This window comes from Peribacillus sp. CSMR9 (assembly GCF_033141925.1).
GTDB classification, from domain to species: domain Bacteria; phylum Bacillota; class Bacilli; order Bacillales; family DSM-1321; genus Peribacillus; species Peribacillus simplex_A.
Genome location: NZ_JAOPHO010000064.1, coordinates 1 through 23,333, shown reverse-complemented (window position 1 = coordinate 23,333; position 23,333 = coordinate 1). Strand labels below are relative to the sequence as shown.

Here is a 23,333-nt window from a genome sequence, read left to right as displayed (position 1 = left end):
GTATCGAATGAGAATTGTCTTTTTTTTAGTTTGATTTACCGTACTAGTTAGAAAAACGTGAGTTTTTCAGCAGCCTCGAAATTCGCTATCCTTTTTTCGATATATTTTTAGATTTGCTTTGCGCCCCCGATAATAAAAATGATTAATTCTCGCAAGCGATAAATGGATATGTTACAATTTTTCCAGATATTTCTTTTAGAATATCTCCTCTGAACACCGACCGGCAAAACTCAGCATTAAGGGAGTAACAGAGCTAAAAAATTGGTCTTGACGCTGCATGCATTGGTTTCAAATGTTAGCCGTTCACAATAGATGGGAGGGAGTCGCTATGAAGAATGATATGAAAACTGAAGTGTTCTCTTGGTTGAAATCTATCTTATTCGCTTTTATGATCGTGTTTATTTGCCAACAGTTTTTATTTACGCCAGTTACCGTCAAGGGTAAATCAATGGAGCCGACTTATGAAAACGATGACCGGATCGTGGTAACTAAAATCGGAAAGCCAGAACGTTTCGATATGGTTGTATTTAATGCACCGGACGCAGATGCGAAGTATATAAAAAGGGTGATCGGTTTACCAGGTGACAGTATCGAAATGAAGGATGATATGCTGTTTATTAATGGAATAGAGTATACAGAACCATATTTGAAAACGAAAAAAGAGGAAATTCCACCTGAAGAAAATCTGACGGAGAATTTCACCCTGAATGATTTACTTGGGAAATCCAAGGTACCTGTTGGTCACTTATTTGTCATGGGGGACAATCGCAGGAAAAGTTGGGATGGAAGAAGATTTGGTTTTATTTCAGAGGAATCACTTGTGGGCAAAGTGGAATTTCGCATCTATCCATTAAATGAAATAGGGGTCCCGAAGTAAAGGGATCTTAGTGTGTACACATGTTAAAGTTTAGAGGATAATTATATTGACTAAGTTGTAATTATAGAAAATGATAGATAAGAACCTTTTCCGATGGTTAAGGTTTTTCATTTTGGATTATGGAGGTTTTTAATATGACGAATGGGTTAGCCGCCAATTCCATCCCGATGCTGGATGAAGATATGGGACGGCAGGTAAAAGGCCATGTCGATTCACTGACGGTTCCTCAGGGAAGCTTAGGACGACTTGAGGAATGGATAATCGAATTGGCCAAGATGACAGGAGAGGCCTTTCCGGACATTTCTAAACCGGGTGTTATCGTGTTTGCAGCCGACCACGGAATTACGGAAGAAGGGGTGTCGGCATATCCAAAAGAAGTGACGGAACAAATGGCACTCAATTTCCTGAATGATGGAGCCGCCATCAATGTACTCAGCCGTGCGATAGATGCTTACTTGGACATTGTCGATATAGGGATCGATGCAGATATCGAGGCTCCGGAATTAACTTCGAGAAAAGTCCGCCGTGGAACTAGAAACTTTTATAAAGAAGATGCGATGACAAAGGAAGAAGCACTTCAAGCGCTTGAAATTGGATATGATCGTGCACAGAAAATGATTGCCCGTGGAGTGAACTGCATGATTCTTGGTGAAATGGGAATCGGAAATACGACATCCAGTTCCGCCATCATTTCCGTCGTAAGCGGGAAAAGATCCGAATTGCTAGTGGGACAGGGAACAGGTTTGAAGTCTGAAGGCATTTTACATAAGCAAAGAATAATTGAAAAAGCGATTTCGTTAAGAAAACCTAGTCCTGATGATCCAATCGATATTTTGATGAAAATCGGTGGATACGAAATTGCAGGTATGGCAGGGGCCATGATCGCTGCAGCGAATAACCGTATACCCATTCTTGTTGATGGTTTCATTACAACCACGGCCGCTGTATTGGCCAACCTCATTTCTGAACATGCAGCAGATTATATGTTTGTTGGACATCGATCGGCTGAACCAGGTCATAGAACAGCCATAGAATTGCTTGGTAAGGAGCCGATCCTCGATATAGGAATGAGAATCGGAGAAGGAACAGGGGCCGCAGTGGCATACCCGATCCTAAAGGCAGCGACATTGGTCCTTAAAGAAATGGCAACATTTGACTCGGCAGGCGTGTCAAATAAATAAGAGAAATAAGAGACCTTCATGTGAAGGTCTCCTATTAGATTGCAGTGAAATATTCTTTTAGTTTACTTTTACGTAATGGGTAATTGACCTTTATATTTCTTCATTTTCCTAACGACTGAAGGCTGGCTTATACCTAAGAATTTTGCCATTTCATATGTGGATTTACATTGTTTACTTGCTTTCATCATCATCCATTTTTCCACTTGTTCAAGAGCGGTTTTGAGATCACGATCCTCAACCATCATTTGGTCGATCATTAAGGTATCATCTTTTTTCTCCAAAGATACTTGTCCATGGAAATGGGAAGGGAGGAAGCCTGGGAAAATGATAGAGTCTTCCGAGGTCAGAATGAGCCGTTCAATCAGATTTTCCAATTCACGCACGTTCCCTGACCATTTATGCTGAATCAGGATTTCGTAAGTGGAAGGATGCAACTTCTTATCTGTTTTGTATTTCTTGTTGATGATTTCGAGATTATGATTGATTAAGATGGCAATATCTTCTTTTCTTTCCCGTAAAGGCGGTATATGGACGGGAATCACATTTAAGCGGTAATACAAATCGAGCCTGAATGTGCCCTTTTCGACCATTTCCTCAAGGTTTTGATTCGTTGCGGTTACAAGCCGGAAATCTATCTTATGCTCTTTTTTTCCGCCCACCCTTTTAAAAGTCTTCTCCTGTAGGACATTTAATAATTTCACTTGCATATCCAGGGGGAGCTCCCCGATTTCATCCAGAAATAAGGTTCCATTGTCTGCCTGTTCAATCAGCCCTTGCTTACCATGCTTTTGCGCACCGGTGAAGGATCCCGCTTCGTATCCAAACATTTCAGATTCAAAGAGACTTTCTGGAATGGTACTGCAGTTGACTTCGATGAATGGCTCTTTGCTGCGGTAACTCTGATTATGTAGCCGGCGGGCGAAAACGCTCTTGCCCACCCCCGATTCCCCAAGAAGCATGACAGTGGCATCCGTTTTGGAAACACGGAGTATCGTTTTGGCGATTTGCCGCATTTCCTTGCTGCGATAGATCAGCTCCTCCTGTTCCCTCAGTTCCTCGACCTCCGATTGATATTCTTGAATCTTTTTCTCCAATTGACCGTACTGGTCCTGGAGGTTTCTGATTTCAGTTTGATCTTGGGCATAACTGACGACCCGAATCAATTCACCATCATCATCAAAGATGGGATAGGCAGTCGACATGACGATCTTTCCCGTCTTCGTATGCTGCATGATTTGAACAGGTGTTTTCTCTTTCAATACCATGGCAGATATTGAAGGCGTAAGTATTCCTTCCGTTTCGAGCTGATATACGGATTTTCCAAGATAATGGTCGGGTTCAATTCCATAAATCCACCAATGGTTAGGATTCGTAAATAAAATGAATCCCTTTTCATCAGTCACGGTAATATTATTATTCGATGTGCTGATGATGGTTTCCAAAACTCTTTTCACATTGTTTTCACTCATCATTTTCCCCCTTGTCCGCTTTTTCGGTTGATTCAAATATAAATCAAAATTAGAGGTGAAATCAAGAATTTTCAGATTCTTTGATTTGGAATTGAATCGTTTTTTTTGAAATCCGCATTTTTATAGTAGGCAGTAGCTCCGAGGTAGCAGTTCGTTTTTGGAATGGTTGGGAATAATGAATTTTCTTCAACACCTTTAAAAGCATCCTCTTCCCTTTGAGTGGTTAAAGATTTCCACACCATTCCAGGACAATATCCTCAAAGTTCAAAATAGATTAATAGGTTAGCGAAGGCAGCTCTTATTTATATGGATACTTATACGGTTAACCTACTTATGTTTGGGTATTAATAAAGTAGAGATGAATCAATTGAAGGAGTGATTGACTTGGCTGGAAACAGAACCTTGGGACAATATTTATACGACTGCTTAAAAGCAGAGGGCATTACAGAGATTTTTGGTGTACCCGGAGACTATAATTTTTCATTGCTAGATACTTTGGAAGATTACGATGGGATTGAGTTCATAAATGGACGAAATGAACTCAATGCCGGATACGCTGCGGACGCCTATGCCCGGGTGAAGGGCATGTCGGCACTTATCACCACCTTTGGCGTTGGTGAGATGAGTGCATGCAATGCAGTCGCTGGTGCGTACAGTGAAAATGTGCCGCTCATTCATATTGTCGGCTCACCAAAGTCCATGATCCAAAAGGAGAAAGAGCTTGCCCATCATACGTTAATGGATGGAGATTTTGATGTTTTCCGTAAGGTTTATGAGCATATCACCAGTTATACGGCGATTCTTACACCAGAAAACGCGGGTAGGGAGATACCGGAAGCGATCAGAATTGCGAAGGAAAAGAAAAAGCCCGTTTATTTGGTAGTGGCCATCGATCTCATTACAAAACCGGTGATTTCCCACACCGAACCTTCCCAAAATAGGACCAAAACGAATGACGATGCATTGCAGTCAGCAGTGGAGCATATAAGGAAAATGTTAGAGGATGTAAAAAAAGCAGTCCTGCTTGTAGATATGAAAACACTTCGTTATAACTTGCAAGGATCCGTGCAGCAACTGGCTGAGCAGTTAAATGTTCCAGTCGCTTCGTTAATGCAGGGGAAAAGCGTGTTTGATGAGAGTCATCCCCTTTATATTGGTGTATACGGCGGAGCTTTTGGAAGTAAGGAGGTAGCTCAGGCCGTTGAGGAAGCGGATTGTATCATTGCAGTAGGTGCTGTTTGGTCAGACGTCAATACATCCAAAGGTACAGCAAAGCTTAATCCGCTGAAAATGATAGAGGTTCAACCTGACTCCTTAAAAGTGGGAGTTGCCAGCTATATGAATGTCAATGGTGAAGATGTTCTAAATGCTCTCAAAGAAATTGGCTACCGGCAGAAGGAATCTGTTGGAACAACCTCGTTTCCGTATGACACAATGGTCGGAGACCCAACAGCACCACTGGAAGCGGCCTCTTATTATCCTCGAATTCAGCAAATGTTGAAGGAACATGACATTGTGGTCACTGAAACAGGAACATTCTATTATGGTATGTCACAGGTTAGACTGCCAAAAGGGGCGACCTATATAGCTCAGGGAGGCTGGCAGAGTATTGGTTATGCGACACCCGCTGCTTTTGGGGCTTGTATAGCGGATAGAAACCGTCGTGTACTTTTGTTTACTGGTGACGGCTCGATACAGCTGACAGCACAGGAAATAAGCTCGATGTTGGAGAACGGCTGCAAACCCATCGTGTTCATCCTCAACAATAACGGCTATACGATAGAAAAATTCTTAAACGTAAAAGTCGATATAGAAAAACAGGAATATAACGAGATACCAGAGTGGGAATATACAAAGCTAGCTGAAGCATTTGGCGAGGAGGCCTTCACTGCGAGAGTCAGGACGAATGGAGAACTGGATGATGCCATCAAGAAGGCTCAGGAAATGAACGCCGAAAAACTTTCCCTTATAGAAATGATCGTGAAAGATCAAATGGATGGACCAGAGTATCTTAATAAAATAAGGCAGTATCTTGAGACGCAAGAAAAACAAAATTAATACCTATAGGCCTTCTATCGGAGAAGGCCTTTTTTTAATGGGAATATTGATAATGTAAAATGTTGGATCATTATCATGCGAAAAAGCGTGTTTGATCTTTTTATCAAAACACGCTTTTTCCATTTGTTATAAAATTTTTTTAAGAGAATATTTAGCCAACAATTGTTATTGCCATCATTTAATTAATAACACGGACAGCCTTTACAAAACTAGGTCCCCAGTAAGAATTGTTAATGTTAGCGTAGGATACACCTTTAGATGTGGAAGCATTCAGCATTTGACCGTTTCCGGCATAAATTCCTACATGATTAATTACACCATCATTATTGGTATCGAAAAATACTAAATCCCCTTTTTGAAGGGCTTTCAGAGATACAGCCGTACCAGCCTGTGATTGTGCCACTGAATTTCGAGGCAAGGAAATACCTGCATTTTGGAAAGCTCTTAATGTGAATGAAGAGCAATCAAATATGTCAGTACGTGAAGTGCTCGCACCGTAAACATACTTAGCTCCTAGGTATCTTGCGCCGGCAGCCAAAACTTGATCCGCTTTGGAAGAATAAGTCAATTTTGGCGGTTTTTTAGATGCAGATGAAGATACTGATGCTTTCCCGGAAACACGGATGGATTGGCCTATACGAATACGATCTGAATTAGAAATATTAGGGTTTATTTTAAGTAAGGCACTAAGGGAAAGGTTATATCTGTTAGCGATGGTCGATAAGGAATCCCCTAGTTTAACCACATAAGTTTCTGTTGTATTTTTACTATTGTTCGTATAGTTGTTAAGGGTATTAACCTTCAAAACTTGACCGGGAAAAATAAGAGTGCTAGTCAAACGGTTTTCAGACTTTAATTGTTGGATAGTCATATTATTGACTCTGGCGATTTTTCCCAGGGTGTCCCCTGATTTGACTGTGTATGTATCACTTGAATTACTGTTTTTAGCCTTAGAGCTAGATGCAGGAGCTTGTCCGGAAACACGGATGGATTGTCCAATATAAATACGATCCGAATTGGAAATATTAGGGTTTGATTTAAGCAAGGCACTAAGGGAAAGGTTATATTTTTTAGCAATTTTAGATAAAGTATCCCCCAGTTTAACCACATATTTTCCGGTTTTGTCTATATTTTTATCCGTTTGCATGTTAAGGCTATTGACCTTCAAGACCTGGCCGGGAAAAATAAGGGCACTGGTCAAATGGTTTTGAGATTTTAACTCTTGGACAGTTGTATTATTAGCTTTAGAAATTTTATCAAGGGTGTCCCCTGATTTGACTTGATAAGAACCAGCATAAGCAGAATTTCCTGCCACAAGGGTACCTATTATAGTTCCTGCAAGAATAAAAGAGCTTTTCGAATTGTTCATTTAGGAAAGTTCCTCCTGATGTGGTAAAAAAATATGTAGCATTTATATTATAAGGCTATGAAATATAAAAAACATGACAATATAAAAAAAAATTCATTCAGAAAATAAATGAAATTCGCCTTTTTCAGGTTATCCTGTTACAGGTAAATGTGGTCTGGTCACCTCGAGTGGGATTCAAGTGCAATGAAATAGGGCACATTCAGATTATATTAATTGCAGAAAGTAGGTTGGGATGGTTCAAAGATAGTTTCAAAAATACAGGGTTTGGCCGTAGAAATGGATAACAAGTCTCCTTGAAATTCATTACATAAAATGGAGGTTTTGGGTCGGGTAATTAAAAAGAAAGGTAAGAATACATATCCTTACCTTTCCTTGATTAATTTTTTAATATTGTCTATAAACGTAGGGATCATCAGGTTCAACGATTTTGCTATGTGATGATACTTTGAGTATAGGAATGGTTTTTTTAAATGGCTGATAATAAATGGATTCCAATTCACCCGTCACGGAATACCACTCATCATTTTTAGGATGCATTCCTTCAGGAAATTCGATCAGCATACCGAATACCCCAGAGTCTGCGACACAGTGAATGACCCCAAAACGAAACAGGAATACCTGGTTTTTGGCTAGCTCATCTGAATTGTACGAAAATCCGGTTAACGTTATTTGTTTGCCGGCGAACTTTCCAGGGGAGTAATAGATGGCTTCTAAATCGGTAAGATAGTTTTTGTCGGTTAAATGAAGACTATCACGATCAGCCAAGCTTTTGAGCGAGTGATCCATTAAAGTTAAATAATCATCCTTGCCATAATAAAGACTCGTATCCGGCTGCAGAAATTGATGCTGGCTATATTCATCTGTGTCATCATACACGGGGAAATGAAATCCTTTTTTTTCTACGATATTGGAGTCCATTGTGGCAACAGGCAAAAAGAGGCCGGTTAAAATGGGAATTAAAAATAGCGTGTAAGTAAGGTTTTTTTTCCATTTCTTGTTTTCCTGGGAGTGATCATGCCCGCACTGACAATCCTCAGACTCTTCTTGATTTCCTTCTTTGATATATATATAAGATCCCATTAAAGTGAACATAGCCAGTATATAGATAGCAATCTGTGAAACATAAGAATATTCCATATTAATGTATTTCGATATATTCCCTGAGGCGTGTAGATGCATGAATAAAAATGTAAGTCCAAGTAATATGAATAATCTTCCCATATAAAACACCCTCTTTAAGAAATAAACAATAAAGTTAAACCAAGGACGGAAATAAATATATAAGCCATCAAACATAAAACAAATTTTGTTTTGAATGTACCTAAAAGCATGATCGTATTTTTAATATCAAACATGGCCCCAAATACAAGAAAAGCAACTAGTGAAGAGGGCGAGAAGGTACTTCTAAAAGAACTTGCAACAAATGCGTCGGCTTGGGAACACAAGGACATGACATAAGACAAAGCCATCATGACTACATTCCCGGGTAATTTGCCTTGACCAATTTCTAGCAATAGGGATGTTTTCAAAAAGGTTTGAATGGCAGCTGCCAGAAGTGCACCAATGATTAGGTACTTTCCAACAGAAAAGAACTCTTCAATCGAGTGTTTAAACATCCCCGTTATCTTGTCTTTAAATGTATGTTTATTGTGATGTGTATGTTCGATATGTTCCTGTTTAAGCTGATTTGTCTTAAATTGAAAAGATAGGATGCATGCAATGATCAAGACGACCACCAATGCAATTCCACCACGATAGAAAACCATGCTCCAGCTATTACCAAACGCAATATAGGTGGAAAACAGGACGATCGGATTCAGAATAGGAGCAGAAAGCATAAAGGCAATGGCCGCAGAAAGAGGAACCCCTTTAGCAATCAAACGGCGGGTAATCGGGACGATCCCGCACTCACATGCAAGAAAAAAGACCCCTGCACCTATTGCGAATAGAACTGATAAGATTGGATTTTTCGGTATAATCCTTGCAATCATCTCTTCTGACACAAACATTTGGATGATTCCAGATATAAGGACTCCCAGTAGAATGAAGGGAAGGGATTCAATTAGGATACTAATAAAAATTGTATTCATTTGCAAAAGGGCCTGAACGTTCATCATAAACCACCTTCCATGTTGCTGACTTAACTATATTAGATTCGTAATAGAAGGAAGTCAATTAATTATTACTAATGTAATAGGCTGGAAGTTGAACGTTTAGGTAAAAATTGTAAGTGGATTTGATTGTAATGTAACGAGTTATTTTGAAAGAAGAAAAGAAAGGGATATAGGAGACGGAATTGTGACAAGTTATTAGTTGTCACTAATAAAAGAAGGATTAGTAATTACTTCAACTAACACTTTGTTCCTTGTGTCTTCGATGGACTCTACATACATTCACAGTGCTTTTGTCCACGACTTTTTGAAATGGACTTCGAGATGCGGAGTCCATTATTTTTTCGCCTTTCCCCGCCGCCCATTAATCAGTCAGTCTGGGAAAGAACTCCCGGACTGGTGGAAATTACTATCTTCTTGGTAATTTAGATTGTCTTTTACTAAGCAGTTATTTCTTATGGACAAAGAAAAAAATCCCCACAAAGTGTTTGTGAAACATCCACAGAATACCTGTAGACTTTTTCACCGTTCACTTAGAGGAGATTTCATCACCGTGATTTTCCCTGTCATCCTTTTTTAATTAGGTTCTTGCGAGAGATAAACGGATTGTCGGTAACCCAAAAACGCCACGGATAATCTTTTGCTTCCCCGGTGTTATCAATTCCGACGCGGGGCCCGCTAGAAATGTGTTCGGGTTGCTTTCCGGCAGCAAGATATAGAGGAGGATTAGTAAAGGACCGACCATAATCAGCCATGGTGATGCCAAGCGCCTTGGTTAGCTTTCCAGGTCCATCCGTCCATTTACGTATATCGGCTATTCCGCGTCTTTCCTGCATTAACTCAAGCCCTGAATAGGGTTCCAAAGCGCGAATCAAAATGGCCTCCGGATTTTCAGGCCCGCCGCTTACAACATTGACCAGTGTATGTGTGTGCATGACGTATGTATAAATTAAACCGGACTCACCGAACATCACTTCCGTCCGTTTAGTCCTTCTATTTCCAAAACTATGTGCGGCCCTGTCCACCGGTCCCATATAAGCCTCTGTTTCAACAATGAATCCAGAAGCGGTTCCATCCGCAGTTTCTTTTACAATCAGGCAGCCAAGCAGGGATTTTGCCAGTTCAAGCGTAGGCTGATTATAAAAATCCGCAGGCAAAATTGAATGGTTTATCTTGTTCATAGTATCACTCCATTTAGTCTCTTACAGGTAAATTTCCCTTATCGATGAAAAAGAAACATAGGAATGCGGGAATTAAAAAGGCCGGCTGATATAATCAGCCGGTCCAGAGCATATTTTTAACCTATTTCCTTTTCGGTTTCTTGATCTCTTTTTATTCGGCCCGAACCCACGGAAAGTGCCACTAATATTCCGGCGGAAACAAAAAAGATACCTGTGACGAAAACACTGGAAAATGCACCGATCCAAGCATTTTCAATCGTTTTTATAAGGATATTACTGACTTCCGCCGGCATTTTAAGGTTTTCAGGATAAAGCATGATGTTGAATAACTTATCCGTTTTATCGGCTAGTGCTTTCAATGCCTCATGCAATACAGGGTTCTTTTGGCTTACGACCGCATCATCCATATTTTGCTGGAGATTATGATTCATGACGGCATTCAAAACCGTGATGCCCATCGTTCCTCCTATTGATCGGAAGAAGGTCGAAGCCGCTGTAACCGACCCTAGCTGTGATTTTGGAAATTCATTTTGAACGGCAATCATCAATGTCGGCATGACAAGACCCATGCCGATCCCAAGGATAGCCATGAATGAGTACGCAGTGAAAATGGTCGTACTGCCGTCCATCGTACTCATTAGGAAGAAGCCTAGCGTCGCAATGGCCATTCCATAGGTAAGCACTGTTCGAAAACGGAATTTCAACAGTAACCGCCCGCCAACGACGCTGGAAAGAATCAAACCGATCATCATCGGAGTCATTGTCGACCCTGCTTTTGTTGGTGAAACTCCAAGAATCCCTTGCATGAACAGCGGGACGAACATGATTGCCCCGAACATCCCGAGGCCCAGCAGGAAGCCCAAAATACTTGTGGTGGCAAATACTCTATTTTTAAAAAGGGATAAATCAAGAATCGGTTCAACTGCTTTTCTTTCAAAAAAGATGAATAGGGTAATGAAGACAATGGTGCTGCCGAAAATCAAGAGAGACTCCAGTGATACCCATTCGAACTTATCACCACCAAAAGTCAAGCCTAGCAGTAAGAGGACAATACCAGGAATCAAGGTGAAAATGCCTAGATAATCGATATTCACTTTCTCTGATTTGCGTATGCCTTCATGTTTCAACCCGACATAAATCAATATGGCAGATAGTAAGCCCGTCGGTACATTGATCAAAAAGATCCAATGCCAGCTGATATGGTCAACGATCATTCCGCCCAGAAAAGGACCAATGACAGAACTTAAACCAAAAAGGGCTCCAAATACACCCTGCCATTTGGCCCTTTGTTCCGCAGAGAATATATCGCCGATTATCGTTTGGGACAAGGGCATGATCATTCCGCCGCCGATTCCCTGCAGACCCCTGTAGAGGATCAATTGCTCCATCGAAGTGGCAGTGGCACATAAAAACGAACCGATCGTAAAAATAATCGTACCAAGCAGATAAAGGGAACGTCTGCCATATAAGTCAGATAGCTTTCCAACAATCGGTACAACTGTCGTTGAGGCTATTAAATATGCAGTCGTTACCCATGCAAAGATGGTAAAACCATTCAATTGCCCGATTATCGTCGGCATTGCCGTCCCGACAATCGTCTGTTCCAATGAACTGAAAAACATTCCAATGATCAATCCTGCTAAGACAAGCTTGGTATTAACCACTTTTTTCTCAATTTGCATACTATTTCTCCATTCCTTAATCTATATTCCTTTATTAGGTTGTGACTGGTAGGTCAAAATTATAAAACTGAAGTGACCAATTAGTCAACGTTTTTTTTTCGCAAAAAATGTTTCATGAAGGAGTGAGTTTTTTAAGGTAAAGGAGTAATTCGACCAGAAACCACTAAATCCTTCCTGATTAATATACACAAGGTGTTTCCATTTACTATATCCGATATAATAAGGAATATATGAACTTATGATTGGAAGTGTAAGATATGAATAAAAAAATCGGGTTTATTGGATGCGGTAAAATGGGGGAAGCAATGCTTGAGGGTATGTTGCATGCAGAGGTCATTTCCCCTGATGGAATCATGGTCAGTACAGCGAGTGTCGAAACTAAAACTAAAATCACCACGAAATATAAGGTTAAAGGAACCTTGGAGAATAAAGAGGTTGCCGGGTTTGCTGATTTTCTGTTTCTAGGGATTCAACCTTCCATGCATAAGCAGGTGCTTGAAGAAGTGAAGAACCATGTGAAAGATGATGCTGTGATCATTACAATGGCAGCTGGAATCACTATATCCCTAGTTGAGAATATCTTCGGGAAAAGAGTGAAGGTTGTCCGCACGATGCCAAACACCCCTTCGCTTGTCGGTGAAGGCATGACGGCTATGAGCATTAATGATGAAATTACGGGTGCTGATATAGAGGATGTGACTGCACTGCTGAATAGCTTCGGCAAAACGGAAATCCTGCATGAAGATTTGATGGATGCAGTACCAGCCATCAGCGGTTCTTCACCTGCTTATGTATACATGTTCATCGAAGCACTAGCAGATGGAGGGGTCCGTGATGGCATACCAAGGAAACAAGCATACCGAATGGCAGCACAAGCTGTAATGGGAGCTGCTAAAATGGTACTTGAAACGGAAAGACATCCAGCCTCATTAAAGGATGATGTCTGCACCCCGGGTGGTTCAACGATATCCGCAGTAGCGTCTTTAGAGAGGAATCAGTTTAGATCCAGCATTTTACAAGCAATGAAAGCCTGCACGGATAAAACGAAAGGGTTCGGCAAGTAAGGAAGGATGGATTGCCTCCAAGCGGGCAATCTCCTTTTATGTATATTATTATCTGAATGTTTAGTGAAAAAAGAGGGGGATGCAGAATGAATGGCTATATAGAGGATCTAAGGAAGGTACTGACGGAAGAACAAGTAACGGTGAATGAGACTTTATTGGAACAGCACAGCCATGACGAATCATATCATTCTCCGCATTTACCGGATATGGTCATATACCCAAGAGATACTGCGGAAGTCAGTGCAGTCGTGCGGTATGCGAATGAGCATGGAATACCGGTCATTCCATTTGGATTAGGATCAAGTTTGGAGGGGCATGTCGTTCCGGTCAAAGGGGGGATTTCCCTGGATTTGTCCTTGATGAATCAAATTTTGGACATCAGGGAAAATGATTTCCTTGTGAAGGTCCAACCAGGTGTGACAAGGACGCGCCTCAATAAAGAATTAAAAAAATACGGTTTGTTCTTTTCCGTCGATCCTGGCGCCGATGCAACAATGGGAGGGATGGCAGCTACGAATGCAAGTGGGACGACCTCGGTCAAATATGGGATTATGCGCGATCAAGTCAGGGATTTGGAAGTGGTTTTAGCAAACGGTGAAGTGATCCATACCGGAAGTTTAGCGACAAAATCATCTTCAGGCATTCATTTGAATGGCCTGTTTGTCGGCTCTGAAGGTACGCTAGGTGTATTTACTGAACTGACATTAAAGGTATACGGCATTCCTGAAGTCACCATGGCAGGAAGAGCTTCATTTCCAACCGTGGAACAGGCCGTATCTGCGGTTAATGGAATCATGCTTGCTGGAATCCCGATTGCACGAATTGAATTGGTTGATGCCGAGTCCATAAAAAAAGTTAATCAATTCATGGACAAATCCTATGAGGTCAAACCAACTTTATTCCTGGAGTTTCATGGTAATTTTGCCGGAATGGAACAGGACATCAAGTTTGCCAAGGAAATCGTAAGTGATTTTGGAAGTGGGGATATCCAGTTTGAAACGGATTCAAAAGCACGGAATGCTTTATGGGAAGCCCGCCATAATCTCGCGTACGCATTCATTCACAGTGCCCCGGGAAAGAAACTGATGGTGACCGACGTAAGTGTGCCACTTAATGAATTATCGAATGCCATATTGGATACAAGGGAGAAAGTCGAACAATCAAACGTGGAGGGAGCGATTGTAGGACATGTAGGTGACGGGAATTATCATGTGTTGTTCATGATTGATCTAAATAATCCTGAGGAAGTTAATGAAGCGAAGAGATTAAATGAAGAAATCGTTGAATATGCTTTAACGAAAGGCGGTACATGTACTGGTGAACATGGGGTCGGCCTTGGAAAATCAAAGTATCAGCGAAGGGAACATGGCGCAGCTTACGAAGTGATGAAAACCATCAAACAGGCATTGGACCCTAAAGGAATAATGAATCCTGGGAAAATTTTCGCGGATTAGAGAAATAGTCTATTATGGTAGATTAGTATAATACTAATCCTTATTTGTGAAAGGGCAGGAAAATCCGACCATCATCCGAATAATTCGCCCGAAGCGAATAATAATCCGACCTTCACGATAATTTGACCGAAACGAAAGAAAATCCAACTTATTAAAAGTTTGTACGAAAAGGGACATCTTCAAGGGGATTCCCGTCCAAAAAAATAAGAGTCCAGACACGATGTGTGTCTGGACTCTTATTTTTTATTAAGCGTTAATGTTATTTGGGTTTAAGGCGTTTTCAACACTTACGTAATTGTAGCCTAGGTCTGTTGCAACTGCTTCGAACGTGATTTCACCGTTTGCCACGTTGACGCCTTTTGCAAGTGCGTCATTTTCAAGGATCGCCTTGATTGCGCCTTTGTTTGCGATTTGCAGTGCAAATGGTACTGTTACGTTAGTTAAAGCAACTGTAGAGGTTTGTGGCACCGCTCCTGGCATATTCGCTACTGCGTAATGCACTACTCCATGTTTAACATAAGTAGGGTTATCATGTGTTGTTATGTGGTCAACCGTTTCAAAGATACCGCCTTGATCGATTGCAACATCGACAATGACTGAACCTGGGGACATCGATTTAACCATTTCTTCTGTAACGAGTTTAGGAGCTTTAGCACCTGGAATCAATACAGCACCGATTACTAAATCAGCATCTTTGACTGCTTCTGCAATATTATAAGGATTGGAGATGAGTGTAGTCAGTTCATTTCCGAAAATATCATCAAGTTGACGAAGGCGGTCAGGGCTTAAGTCAAGAATGGTAACATCTGCGCCTAATCCAATAGCGATTTTAGCTGCATTCGTTCCAACCATACCTCCGCCGACAACAGCGACTTTACCACGTTTCACTCCAGGAACTCCGCTTAAGAGAATTCCTTTGCCACCGTTATTTTTTTCAAGGAACTGAGCACCGATTTGTGCAGCCATGCGTCCAGCCACTTCACTCATTGGTGTCAGTAAAGGAAGTGTGCGGTTCACTGCAACTGTTTCATAAGCAATGGCCAAGACACCGCTTTCTTTTAGGGCCTGAGCTAGTGCCGGTTCAGCCGCAAGATGCAAATATGTGAAAAGGATTAAATCCTTTCGGAAATATTTATATTCAGATGAGATAGGTTCTTTTACTTTCATGATCATTTCTGTGCTTGACCAAACGCTTGCAGCGTCCTCGACTATAACTGCGCCAGCCTCTTGGTATGATTCATTTGTAAAACTGCTTCCTAGACCTGCGTTCATTTCGATTAATACTTCATGCCCCGCATTGACTAATGCTACAACCCCAGCTGGAGTGATAGCTACACGGTTTTCATTGTTTTTAATCTCTTTTGGAATTCCTATTCTCATCTTAATCCCTCCAATAATATGTTTTACTATTTGTATCTCAAGTATAGTTGGAAAAAGAAACAGTTAGTATGTGGAAATCAGAAAAATGAAATAGGTGTATTTGTGGAATTCCACAAATGCAGTTTCAATATAGATGGACTTACCAGGACCAAGGCACTTGATTCATATCATAAACGTGTGAAGATAAACGCTGAATTCTAATTCTTTGCTATAGGCTCTTGAATGCGCTCTAAAATCCGTCTTTTCTTATAAAGCATGATTCCCGTATCGGCCATATCGGCAATCATGGAACGATTGGTCAGGGCACCAAAGATAATTCCAGCAACCGGAACCATTTGCAGAAGCTTTTTCCAGCCAAACTGATCACGGTATGTATAAACGACTTCTCGCCATCCTTGCAGCTCGGATGCTATTTCCCTTTTTGTTTCTGAATCAGGCAGGTTCATTTTCGACAATTCATTTAATAGGACCTTTTTGCCGACAACATCCGAAGTCGTGAACTGCAGACATTTGACTATGAAAATACGCTCTTGGCGGTCACTGGGATTGAAGCCATAAGTGATGGCGATATCCTGAAGTGTTTTGATCGACATACCGAGAAGAAGGGGGATGTCGATAGCTATGGTGAAGATTCCACCAATACCGGTAGTGGCGCCTTGAACCGTTGCCAATTTGCTGCCTGAATTTTTAATTTCTTGACTAACGCTATCCATGGTATGGAGGGGGATGCCTGAAACATCTTCCAGGGCAGTAATATTCACCTCGGGATTCTTGGCCCTTAGCTTACTTAGAATATGAGCTTCTTTCGTTAGATATTTTCCACCGTTCTGAATGTAGCTGCCGATTTCATCAAGCATGACACCCAATTTTTTCTGAATGAAATCCGGTGTCAATTTGTCCAATAGTTTGAAGGGGATTCGCCCAATCCGTTCCCAAAACCATAGCCCTTTCTGATCCTTTTCCCATTTTTCTATGATCTTTAATTCTTTTTCAAGTTCTTCTTTTGTTTCAAGTTTCATATGATCAACCTTTCATCACACTTCTAGTATTCCATATCAAGGAATATATCATTGATTTTTCTTGAAAAATTCATCATATTGTTTAAGTTTTATGTTAAGAAACAGGGACATTTTTTGAATGGGATCTTTTAACCGGATGTTTCCCACTTCTGAGATTCGTTTTAATCGGTAATTCAATGTATTCACATGGATATGAAGATTTCTAGAAGCTTCATTTGGGTTGCAGTCTTTCTCTAGGTAGACAGTGAGTGTCTGCAGCAATTCCGTCTGGTTTTTCATGTCGTATGCTTTTAGCTTCAATATGGAAGGATGAACATGACGCTGTTTGTTGCTTGCGAGCGCTTCAATCATTTGAAACATGCCAAGTTCTTCATAATGTAAAATGAGCTTCATGTCATCAGGGAAAATATTCTTCATTTTCATGGTGTATTGTGCTTCTTCGTAACTTGATTTAACATCCATTAAGTTTTTATACATATTGCCAGCCGTTCCAAGGATATGCTCAACACCGAAACGCCGTTTCATTTCCAGTATGAAAAAAGGAATGAAATCATATATAGATGCAGAAAAAGAAGGGCTGTTTTCCTGGTTGGCTCCTGCGAAAAGAATGAGCTTGTTATGGTCAATGGCAAATAAGGAACTGTTTATCTTTTGCGTAGTCGTTAACATGTATGAAATGTAGCGTTCCACTTCGCGATTGATCTCTTTAGGAAATTCGAATACTAAAATGGAAAAAACCACGGGAACATGGATGGAGAATTTCGTGAAATTTTCATTTATTTCAGATTCTTCTTGGTAGTGTCCAGTCAACATGCGCCAAAGGAATTCTTGATGCCCAGCTTCTTTCCTTTTCTTTTTCAATTGCAATTGCTGTAATTGGTTTTTCGCTTCCTTGGCAGCGAATTGCAGGAATTTCATATCTTCTTCGGAGAAAGGTTCATTGACTTCCAAGGCCCAAATGAAGCCAAGGACTTCATTATTTTTCCGAATGGAAACTGCAGCCCTGTTACCAAGACCAACATCATTGATGGCCCCTATTTTAATGGGTGCATCTTCTTTCAATAAAGCTGGGATGAAACCATCTTTCCATAAACTGTTGATGACCTTTTCAGGTACACGTCTTCCGATAATGGTCATTATACGAGCCTGATCCGTAGTATCATCATGTGTGCTATATGCAAGTAAGCGGTGGTTACCGTCCTCGATTGTAATGGGGCAACCTAAAACAGAACTGATTCTATCGGCAAACTCCATCATATCTCCATAAAGGTCTTTAAAAATATCTCTATTTTTTTCGAATTCCTTCATATTTATTTTGCCCCTCGCTTAAAAAAATTCCTTCTCCTTGAATTTTATACGATTTCTTATGAATAAGCATAGATAAATCCTTAAATTACAAGATGCTTTTTTTGATGAAAACAAAAAATCCCTACCGATGTGAACCGGAAGGGATTTTTTTACATTAGAATAGGAAATTAATCAAAAGATAAATCAAACCTGCTAATGTTGCCGAGATGGGAATGGTAATGAACCAAGTGATGATCATTCTTTTAGCCGTTCCCCATTTTACGCCCTTTACACGATGGGCCGATCCAACTCCAAGGATTGAAGATGAAATGACATGGGTGGTACTGACTGGCATGTGTATTATGGTCGCGCCGAAAATGATAAAGGCTCCGGTTAGATCCGCAGCAACACCATTGACCGGACGGATCTTCATAATTTTGCCGCCTACGGTTTTAATGATTTTCCATCCGCCAACGGAAGTTCCAAGTCCCATTGCTACCGCACAGGAAAATTGAACCCAGAAGGGGATTTCTGAACTTGTTGCATAACCATTTGCGATAAGGGCCATCGTGATGATACCCATCGCTTTTTGAGCGTCGTTCGTTCCGTGGGTATACGATTGAAGTGCTGCAGTAGCAATCTGTATAGTACGGAACCTTTGGTTTGTTTTTGTCAGGTTATTGTTTTTAAAGACGACTTTAAAGATGCTGTAAACGATAAACCCGATTGCAAAAGCAATTAACGGGGAGAAGATCAAAGCTTGAAGAATTTTCAAGAATCCTTCCCATTTAATGCCTGCGAATCCTGCTGCAGCAATTGCAGCACCTGCAATCGAACCGATCAATGCGTGGGAGGAACTGCTTGGTATTCCGTAATACCAGGTAAGAAGATTCCATATGATTGCGGCGAGCAGAGCTGCCAATATTACATATGAACCATTCGGAAGCGTGAACGGATCCACGATATCCTTCGTTATTGTCTTCGCCACTCCAGTAAATGTCATGGCTCCGACGAAATTCATGATGGCCGCCATGATGATGGCATGCCGAGGCTTCATGGCCTTTGTTGAAACAGCAGTCGCTATTGCATTGGCTGTATCATGGAAACCATTGATGAAGTCAAATGCTAAAGCAAAGAAAACGATTAATATTGTTAAAATTAATAAAGTATCCATTTATTGGGGTACTCCTTAGGCGTTTTTCATTATGATTGTTTCAAGAGTATTGGCCACTGCTTGACAGTGATCGGCGATGTCTTCAAGGCTTTCGTAAATTTCTTTATATTGAATGATCCTGATTGGATCTTTTTCTACGGTAAACAAGTTTTTGATCGATTGACGTTGGATTCCGTCACAAACGGATTCAAGATCTTTAATTTTGATTGCATTTTCACGAATCATTGGCAATTTTTTTGTGGAAAGTGTATCGACAGCTATTTCAATCTCATATGTACACTCTTTGATTGCATCCACAAACTTAAGCATATACTCATCTGCATTGACAATTGAGTACATTTCGAATAATGCGGCACAGTGTTCCAAACCGTCTATGACATCATCCATTCTCATGGTTAATTCAAGGATATCCTCGCGCTCGATAGGAGTGATGAAGGCATTGTTCAGCTCTTTAATCACGTTATGAACCATTGAATCGCCTTTATGCTCATAGTCTTTCATCGTATCTGAAAATACTTTTAGATCGGAGATGTTTTTCAGTTTATAATCTGCGAAATAGTCAGCACCTTCTTTAAGGTTTTGAGCGATGTTGAAAAGCATTACTGCGAATTTGTCTTTTTTTGATTTAAAAGCCATGTTAAAGCCTCCCAATTAGTCATGCGAATTTGCGCACTTTTAGTCGTACGCTTAGTATTAACAAATTGATTGTAACGAATTCATGTAGTTTCAGGGAAGGTTTTTCGACGAAAATTTACAAAATCTTAATAAAACTTTACATACAAAAACAAGGATAAGTAAAAAATGGGAAACAGTTACACTTGCAAGCGTAGAAAAAAGCCTTTCCGATATGGAAAGACTCAAGATTTTATAAAAATAAAGCAATGAAATAATAAATAATTCCAGCTAATGAAGCGGAAATCGGCAAGGTGATGAACCAAGTGATCAACATGCTTTTAGCTGTTCCCCATTTTACCCCTTTAATGCGGTGTGCAGAACCGACCCCAAGTATGGAAGAGGAAATGACATGTGTCGTACTGACCGGCATATGCAGGAAGGTGGCACCAAAAATGATGCCTGCACCAGTTATATCTGCAGCAACTCCATTTACCGGCCGTATTTTCATGATTTTACCGCCAACCGTTTTGATGATTTTCCAACCCCCGATTGATGTACCAAGCGCCATGGCTATTGCGCAGGATAATTGTACCCAGAAGGGAACTTCAGAGGTAGAGGCATATCCGTTAGCGATCAAAGCCATCGTGATGATACCCATGGATTTTTGAGCATCATTCGTTCCATGTGTATAAGACTGGATGGCGGCCGTGAGAATTTGTATTCTCCTGAATCGCTTATTGGTTTTTCCTAAATTATTATTTTTGAATACAACCTTGAAGATACTGTATACAATGAATCCAAGCGTAAAGGCAAGGATGGGGGATAGAATCAATGCCTGGACGATTTTAGTGAATCCACTCCATTTAATTGCATCGAAGCCACTTGCCACTATGGCAGCTCCCGCAATTGAACCAATGATTGCATGGGATGAACTGCTTGGAATGCCAAAATACCAAGTGATTAAATTCCATGTTATTGCCGAAAGAAGAGCAGCAAGGATAACATAAGAGCCATTGTTTAATGTGAAGGGATCAACGATATCCTTCGTAATGGTATGCGCTACACCAGTAAACGTCAGCGCTCCTAATAAATTCATGACCGCAGCCATGATGATTGCATGACGTGGTTTTAGAGCCTTGGTCGATACAGCTGTAGCGATGGCGTTAGCCGTATCATGGAAACCATTGATAAAGTCAAAGACCAAAGCAAAAATAATAATTAGCGCGGTTAAGATGAATATGCTATTCATACATGGAAGACTCCCTTAATTTCAAGTATGTAATGTAACTATGGATTGTGGCCAATAAATTGGCGCAAGACAGCTTGCGACTCCTCACTAATTAGAATGGAAGTTTTACGTTTGATTATTCTTTAAAGATGGCACCTTCTTTTTTACTTGGTTTAAAATCAACTATTCAATTGTAACGAATTTCATATCTATAAGGATAGAGGTTTCGTCATTTTTTTACAAAATATTTAATTTGGTGAAGGATTAAATAGGAAATTGTTCATTTTGTTATATATGAATGGATATTTAGGAGTTCATTTTCATTTTAGAAACCCGTTTAATCCAGAGGCTTTTGGTTAGAAATAGAAGGTGGGTCGATGTATAATTGGTAAATAAAAGTAAAGGGGGAATGACTGAATGATTACAAATATTGGGGAAATGATCACTTTACATAATGGAGTCCAAATGCCACAGTTGGGCTTCGGTGTATTTAAAGTTAAAAACGGCAATGAAACCGTTGAGTCCGTCAAGAAAGCGATCGAAGTAGGATATTGTGCAATTGATACGGCAGCCATTTATGGAAATGAAGAAGGAGTTGGACAGGCGATTCGGGAGTGCGGTGTGCCTCGTGAAAAATTGTTCATTACATCTAAAGTGTGGAATACGGAGCAAGGATACGAATCGACACTCAAGGCATTTGATGATAGTTTAAATCGTCTTGGCTTGGAATATTTGGATTTATACTTGATCCATTGGCCGGGTAAAGATAAGTATCTGGAAACCTGGAAGGCACTGGAAAAGCTTTATAAGGATGGAAAAGTGAAATCAATCGGTGTAAGTAATTTCCATGTTCATCATTTGGAAAATTTACTTGCAAACAGTGAAGTGAAACCGGTCGTCAATCAAATTGAATTACATCCACTTTTGACTCAAGTCGAAATTCGTGAGTACTGTGCAAAACATGAAATCAAGGTAGAATCATGGAGCCCCCTAGGCAGAGGAAATCTTTTGGAAGAGCCGACAATTAATCATATAGCGAAGAAGCATGGGAAAAGTTCAGCACAAGTGTTAATTAGATGGCATTTGCAAAATGATCTCGTCGTAATACCTAAATCGATTACGCCGTCCCGTATAGAGGAAAATGCACAGGTATTTGACTTTTCATTAAGCCTTAACGAAATGAATCAAATAGATGCCTTGAATAAAAATGAGCGGTTCGGAAGCAATCCAGATGAACTTTTGTTCTAAAGAACGTACTGCAAGAATGTGCAAATGAAAGGAGGGTGTCCCGATAAGGGGCATCTTTTTTCTTTTTTCTTAATGAACATATTTGAGACAGTTACTGCTTATACTAACTAAGTGACAAAGTTAAAAACATATTATATACCCGTTCTTCAGGTGTAATACTCCTGTTTTCGTTACCAAATATTTTTTAAAAAAATCAGGTTTTAGTTTAATTAAACGGGGAAAATAATGAGTACAGCGGCAAACAAAAAGAAAAAATTCACTAACACATTGAGGATTGTCCAATCAGTTCCTCAAGGGCTATAGCTAGCTAACACTACCTTATAACTAACACATTCACATTCATTAGATATTGTGCGTAATCGGCATTATACCATTTGAATGTAAAAGTTAAAAGAACTGAAAAAAGGGCATGACAATATGGAAGTGATGAGATTTCTTGAAGTCTGCTGTAGATATTAAAAATTAACTAATTTGAAGGAGGAAATATATTATGGGATTTTTATGGTCATTAATTATCGGAGGTATCATTGGTTGGTTAGCAGGTCTGATCGTTGGACGTGATGTACCATTTGGAATTATCGGCAACATTATCGCTGGTTTTGTTGGTGCATGGTTAGGTTCATTAATTCTTGGGCACTGGGGACCTACAGTAGCAGATTTCGCTATCGTTCCAGCATTGATTGGTGCAATCGTATTTGTTTTCATCTTAAGCCTTATCTTAAAAGGCATGAGAAAAGCATCTTAAATACAAAATAAAGCTGGCCCAGGTGGCCAGCTATTTTTTTAAAGTTAACCTTTATGATTTAGTCTATGATACAGATTAAACTGAAATGAAAAACACCGTTCCAATGGAACGGTGTTTCAGTTTGTAGACAAAAGGGGTTCGGAATTAAAAAATTCTGAACCCCTTTTGAAATTCCCTTTGAATTTTCGCCT

19 protein-coding genes are annotated in these 23,333 nt (G+C 40.2%); 7 read left to right on the top strand and 12 right to left on the bottom strand.

Annotation, left to right across the window (positions count from 1 at the left end):
- The first annotated feature begins 328 nt into the window (after positions 1–328).
- Together lepB and cobT are read left to right on the top strand one after the other, a co-directional pair.
- Positions 329–877, top strand: a complete 549-nt coding sequence (gene lepB, locus N9I19_RS20305) for a signal peptidase I (protein WP_289320932.1) — start codon at positions 329–331, stop codon at positions 875–877.
- A gap of 134 nt (positions 878–1,011) precedes the next feature.
- A complete protein-coding gene (gene cobT / locus N9I19_RS20300; protein ID WP_317778812.1) occupies positions 1,012–2,058 on the top strand; it encodes a nicotinate-nucleotide--dimethylbenzimidazole phosphoribosyltransferase in 1,047 nt (348 codons plus the stop codon).
- Positions 2,059–2,126: 68 nt separating this feature from the next.
- On the opposite strand, the gene N9I19_RS20295 is transcribed toward cobT, so the two are convergent.
- A complete protein-coding gene (locus N9I19_RS20295) occupies positions 2,127–3,530 on the bottom strand; it encodes a sigma-54 interaction domain-containing protein (RefSeq protein WP_061461846.1) in 1,404 nt (467 codons plus the stop codon).
- A 381-nt stretch (positions 3,531–3,911) separates the two neighbouring features.
- Between N9I19_RS20295 and N9I19_RS20290 the strand changes: the two genes are divergently transcribed.
- Complete coding sequence (locus N9I19_RS20290; protein ID WP_317778811.1) at positions 3,912–5,585, top strand: alpha-keto acid decarboxylase family protein; 1,674 nt, start codon at positions 3,912–3,914, stop codon at positions 5,583–5,585.
- Between the two features lie 178 nt (positions 5,586–5,763).
- On the opposite strand, the gene N9I19_RS20285 is transcribed toward N9I19_RS20290, so the two are convergent.
- The 5 genes from N9I19_RS20285 to N9I19_RS20265 form a co-directional block, all read right to left on the bottom strand.
- Positions 5,764–6,954, bottom strand: a complete 1,191-nt coding sequence (locus N9I19_RS20285) for a C40 family peptidase (protein WP_317778810.1) — start codon at positions 6,952–6,954, stop codon at positions 5,764–5,766.
- Between the two features lie 384 nt (positions 6,955–7,338).
- Positions 7,339–8,175, bottom strand: coding sequence for a TIGR03943 family putative permease subunit (locus N9I19_RS20280; protein ID WP_317778809.1), 837 nt, complete (start codon positions 8,173–8,175; stop codon positions 7,339–7,341).
- Between the two features lie 14 nt (positions 8,176–8,189).
- Positions 8,190–9,071 carry a permease gene (locus tag N9I19_RS20275; protein ID WP_411730652.1) on the bottom strand — a complete coding sequence of 294 codons (882 nt, stop codon included), beginning with the start codon at positions 9,069–9,071 and terminating at the stop codon, positions 8,190–8,192.
- A 560-nt stretch (positions 9,072–9,631) separates the two neighbouring features.
- Positions 9,632–10,246: a DNA-3-methyladenine glycosylase gene (locus N9I19_RS20270; RefSeq protein WP_317778808.1), complete on the bottom strand. Its 615-nt coding sequence runs from the start codon at positions 10,244–10,246 to the stop codon at positions 9,632–9,634.
- A 116-nt stretch (positions 10,247–10,362) separates the two neighbouring features.
- Positions 10,363–11,928, bottom strand: a complete 1,566-nt coding sequence (locus tag N9I19_RS20265) for an MDR family MFS transporter (protein ID WP_317778807.1) — start codon at positions 11,926–11,928, stop codon at positions 10,363–10,365.
- 257 nt (positions 11,929–12,185) lie between these two features.
- Here N9I19_RS20265 and proC point away from each other — a divergent pair, with 257 nt between their 5' ends.
- The gene (proC, locus tag N9I19_RS20260; RefSeq protein ID WP_289320926.1) at positions 12,186–12,992 is read left to right on the top strand and encodes a pyrroline-5-carboxylate reductase; all 807 of its coding nucleotides are present in this window, start codon (positions 12,186–12,188) and stop codon (positions 12,990–12,992) included.
- Positions 12,993–13,078: 86 nt separating this feature from the next.
- The gene (locus N9I19_RS20255; RefSeq protein WP_317778806.1) at positions 13,079–14,446 is read left to right on the top strand and encodes an FAD-binding oxidoreductase; all 1,368 of its coding nucleotides are present in this window, start codon (positions 13,079–13,081) and stop codon (positions 14,444–14,446) included.
- Positions 14,447–14,692: 246 nt separating this feature from the next.
- Here the strand turns inward: N9I19_RS20255 and ald are convergent, their stop codons facing one another.
- From ald to N9I19_RS20225, 6 genes are all read right to left on the bottom strand, one after another.
- The gene (gene ald / locus N9I19_RS20250) at positions 14,693–15,826 is read right to left on the bottom strand and encodes an alanine dehydrogenase (protein ID WP_061461855.1); all 1,134 of its coding nucleotides are present in this window, start codon (positions 15,824–15,826) and stop codon (positions 14,693–14,695) included.
- A gap of 197 nt (positions 15,827–16,023) precedes the next feature.
- Positions 16,024–16,845 (bottom strand): EcsC family protein, encoded by an 822-nt coding sequence (locus N9I19_RS20245; protein WP_317778805.1) that lies wholly within the window; start codon positions 16,843–16,845, stop codon positions 16,024–16,026.
- Positions 16,846–16,893: 48 nt separating this feature from the next.
- On the bottom strand, positions 16,894–18,153 hold the full coding sequence (locus N9I19_RS20240) for a PucR family transcriptional regulator (protein ID WP_317778804.1): 1,260 nt from the start codon (positions 18,151–18,153) through the stop codon (positions 16,894–16,896).
- 154 nt (positions 18,154–18,307) lie between these two features.
- Positions 18,308–19,306 (bottom strand): inorganic phosphate transporter, encoded by a 999-nt coding sequence (locus N9I19_RS20235; protein WP_061461858.1) that lies wholly within the window; start codon positions 19,304–19,306, stop codon positions 18,308–18,310.
- Positions 19,307–19,321: 15 nt separating this feature from the next.
- Entirely contained in the window at positions 19,322–19,942 is a 621-nt protein-coding gene (locus tag N9I19_RS20230) for a DUF47 domain-containing protein (protein WP_061461859.1), read from the bottom strand.
- A 229-nt stretch (positions 19,943–20,171) separates the two neighbouring features.
- Positions 20,172–21,170: an inorganic phosphate transporter gene (locus N9I19_RS20225; protein WP_061461860.1), complete on the bottom strand. Its 999-nt coding sequence runs from the start codon at positions 21,168–21,170 to the stop codon at positions 20,172–20,174.
- Positions 21,171–21,566: 396 nt separating this feature from the next.
- Between N9I19_RS20225 and N9I19_RS20220 the strand changes: the two genes are divergently transcribed.
- Together N9I19_RS20220 and N9I19_RS20215 are read left to right on the top strand one after the other, a co-directional pair.
- Positions 21,567–22,397 carry an aldo/keto reductase gene (locus N9I19_RS20220; protein ID WP_317778803.1) on the top strand — a complete coding sequence of 277 codons (831 nt, stop codon included), beginning with the start codon at positions 21,567–21,569 and terminating at the stop codon, positions 22,395–22,397.
- 490 nt (positions 22,398–22,887) lie between these two features.
- Positions 22,888–23,142, top strand: coding sequence for a GlsB/YeaQ/YmgE family stress response membrane protein (locus N9I19_RS20215; RefSeq protein ID WP_176432049.1), 255 nt, complete (start codon positions 22,888–22,890; stop codon positions 23,140–23,142).
- Positions 23,143–23,333: the final 191 nt, after the last annotated feature.

Coding starts and splice junctions, on each gene's coding strand:
- N9I19_RS20270 (WP_317778808.1), bottom strand. CDS start 10,246: ATGAACAAGATAAACCATTCAATTTTGCCTGCGGATTTTTATAATCAG.
- cobT (WP_317778812.1), top strand. CDS start 1,012: ATGACGAATGGGTTAGCCGCCAATTCCATCCCGATGCTGGATGAAGAT.
- N9I19_RS20220 (WP_317778803.1), top strand. CDS start 21,567: ATGATTACAAATATTGGGGAAATGATCACTTTACATAATGGAGTCCAA.
- N9I19_RS20235 (WP_061461858.1), bottom strand. CDS start 19,306: ATGGATACTTTATTAATTTTAACAATATTAATCGTTTTCTTTGCTTTA.
- N9I19_RS20245 (WP_317778805.1), bottom strand. CDS start 16,845: ATGAAACTTGAAACAAAAGAAGAACTTGAAAAAGAATTAAAGATCATA.
- N9I19_RS20255 (WP_317778806.1), top strand. CDS start 13,079: ATGAATGGCTATATAGAGGATCTAAGGAAGGTACTGACGGAAGAACAA.
- N9I19_RS20295 (WP_061461846.1), bottom strand. CDS start 3,530: ATGATGAGTGAAAACAATGTGAAAAGAGTTTTGGAAACCATCATCAGC.
- N9I19_RS20230 (WP_061461859.1), bottom strand. CDS start 19,942: ATGGCTTTTAAATCAAAAAAAGACAAATTCGCAGTAATGCTTTTCAAC.
- N9I19_RS20285 (WP_317778810.1), bottom strand. CDS start 6,954: ATGAACAATTCGAAAAGCTCTTTTATTCTTGCAGGAACTATAATAGGT.
- ald (WP_061461855.1), bottom strand. CDS start 15,826: ATGAGAATAGGAATTCCAAAAGAGATTAAAAACAATGAAAACCGTGTA.
- lepB (WP_289320932.1), top strand. CDS start 329: ATGAAGAATGATATGAAAACTGAAGTGTTCTCTTGGTTGAAATCTATC.
- N9I19_RS20225 (WP_061461860.1), bottom strand. CDS start 21,170: ATGAATAGCATATTCATCTTAACCGCGCTAATTATTATTTTTGCTTTG.
- N9I19_RS20265 (WP_317778807.1), bottom strand. CDS start 11,928: ATGCAAATTGAGAAAAAAGTGGTTAATACCAAGCTTGTCTTAGCAGGA.
- N9I19_RS20240 (WP_317778804.1), bottom strand. CDS start 18,153: ATGAAGGAATTCGAAAAAAATAGAGATATTTTTAAAGACCTTTATGGA.
- N9I19_RS20280 (WP_317778809.1), bottom strand. CDS start 8,175: ATGGGAAGATTATTCATATTACTTGGACTTACATTTTTATTCATGCAT.
- N9I19_RS20215 (WP_176432049.1), top strand. CDS start 22,888: ATGGGATTTTTATGGTCATTAATTATCGGAGGTATCATTGGTTGGTTA.
- N9I19_RS20275 (WP_411730652.1), bottom strand. CDS start 9,071: ATGATGAACGTTCAGGCCCTTTTGCAAATGAATACAATTTTTATTAGT.
- proC (WP_289320926.1), top strand. CDS start 12,186: ATGAATAAAAAAATCGGGTTTATTGGATGCGGTAAAATGGGGGAAGCA.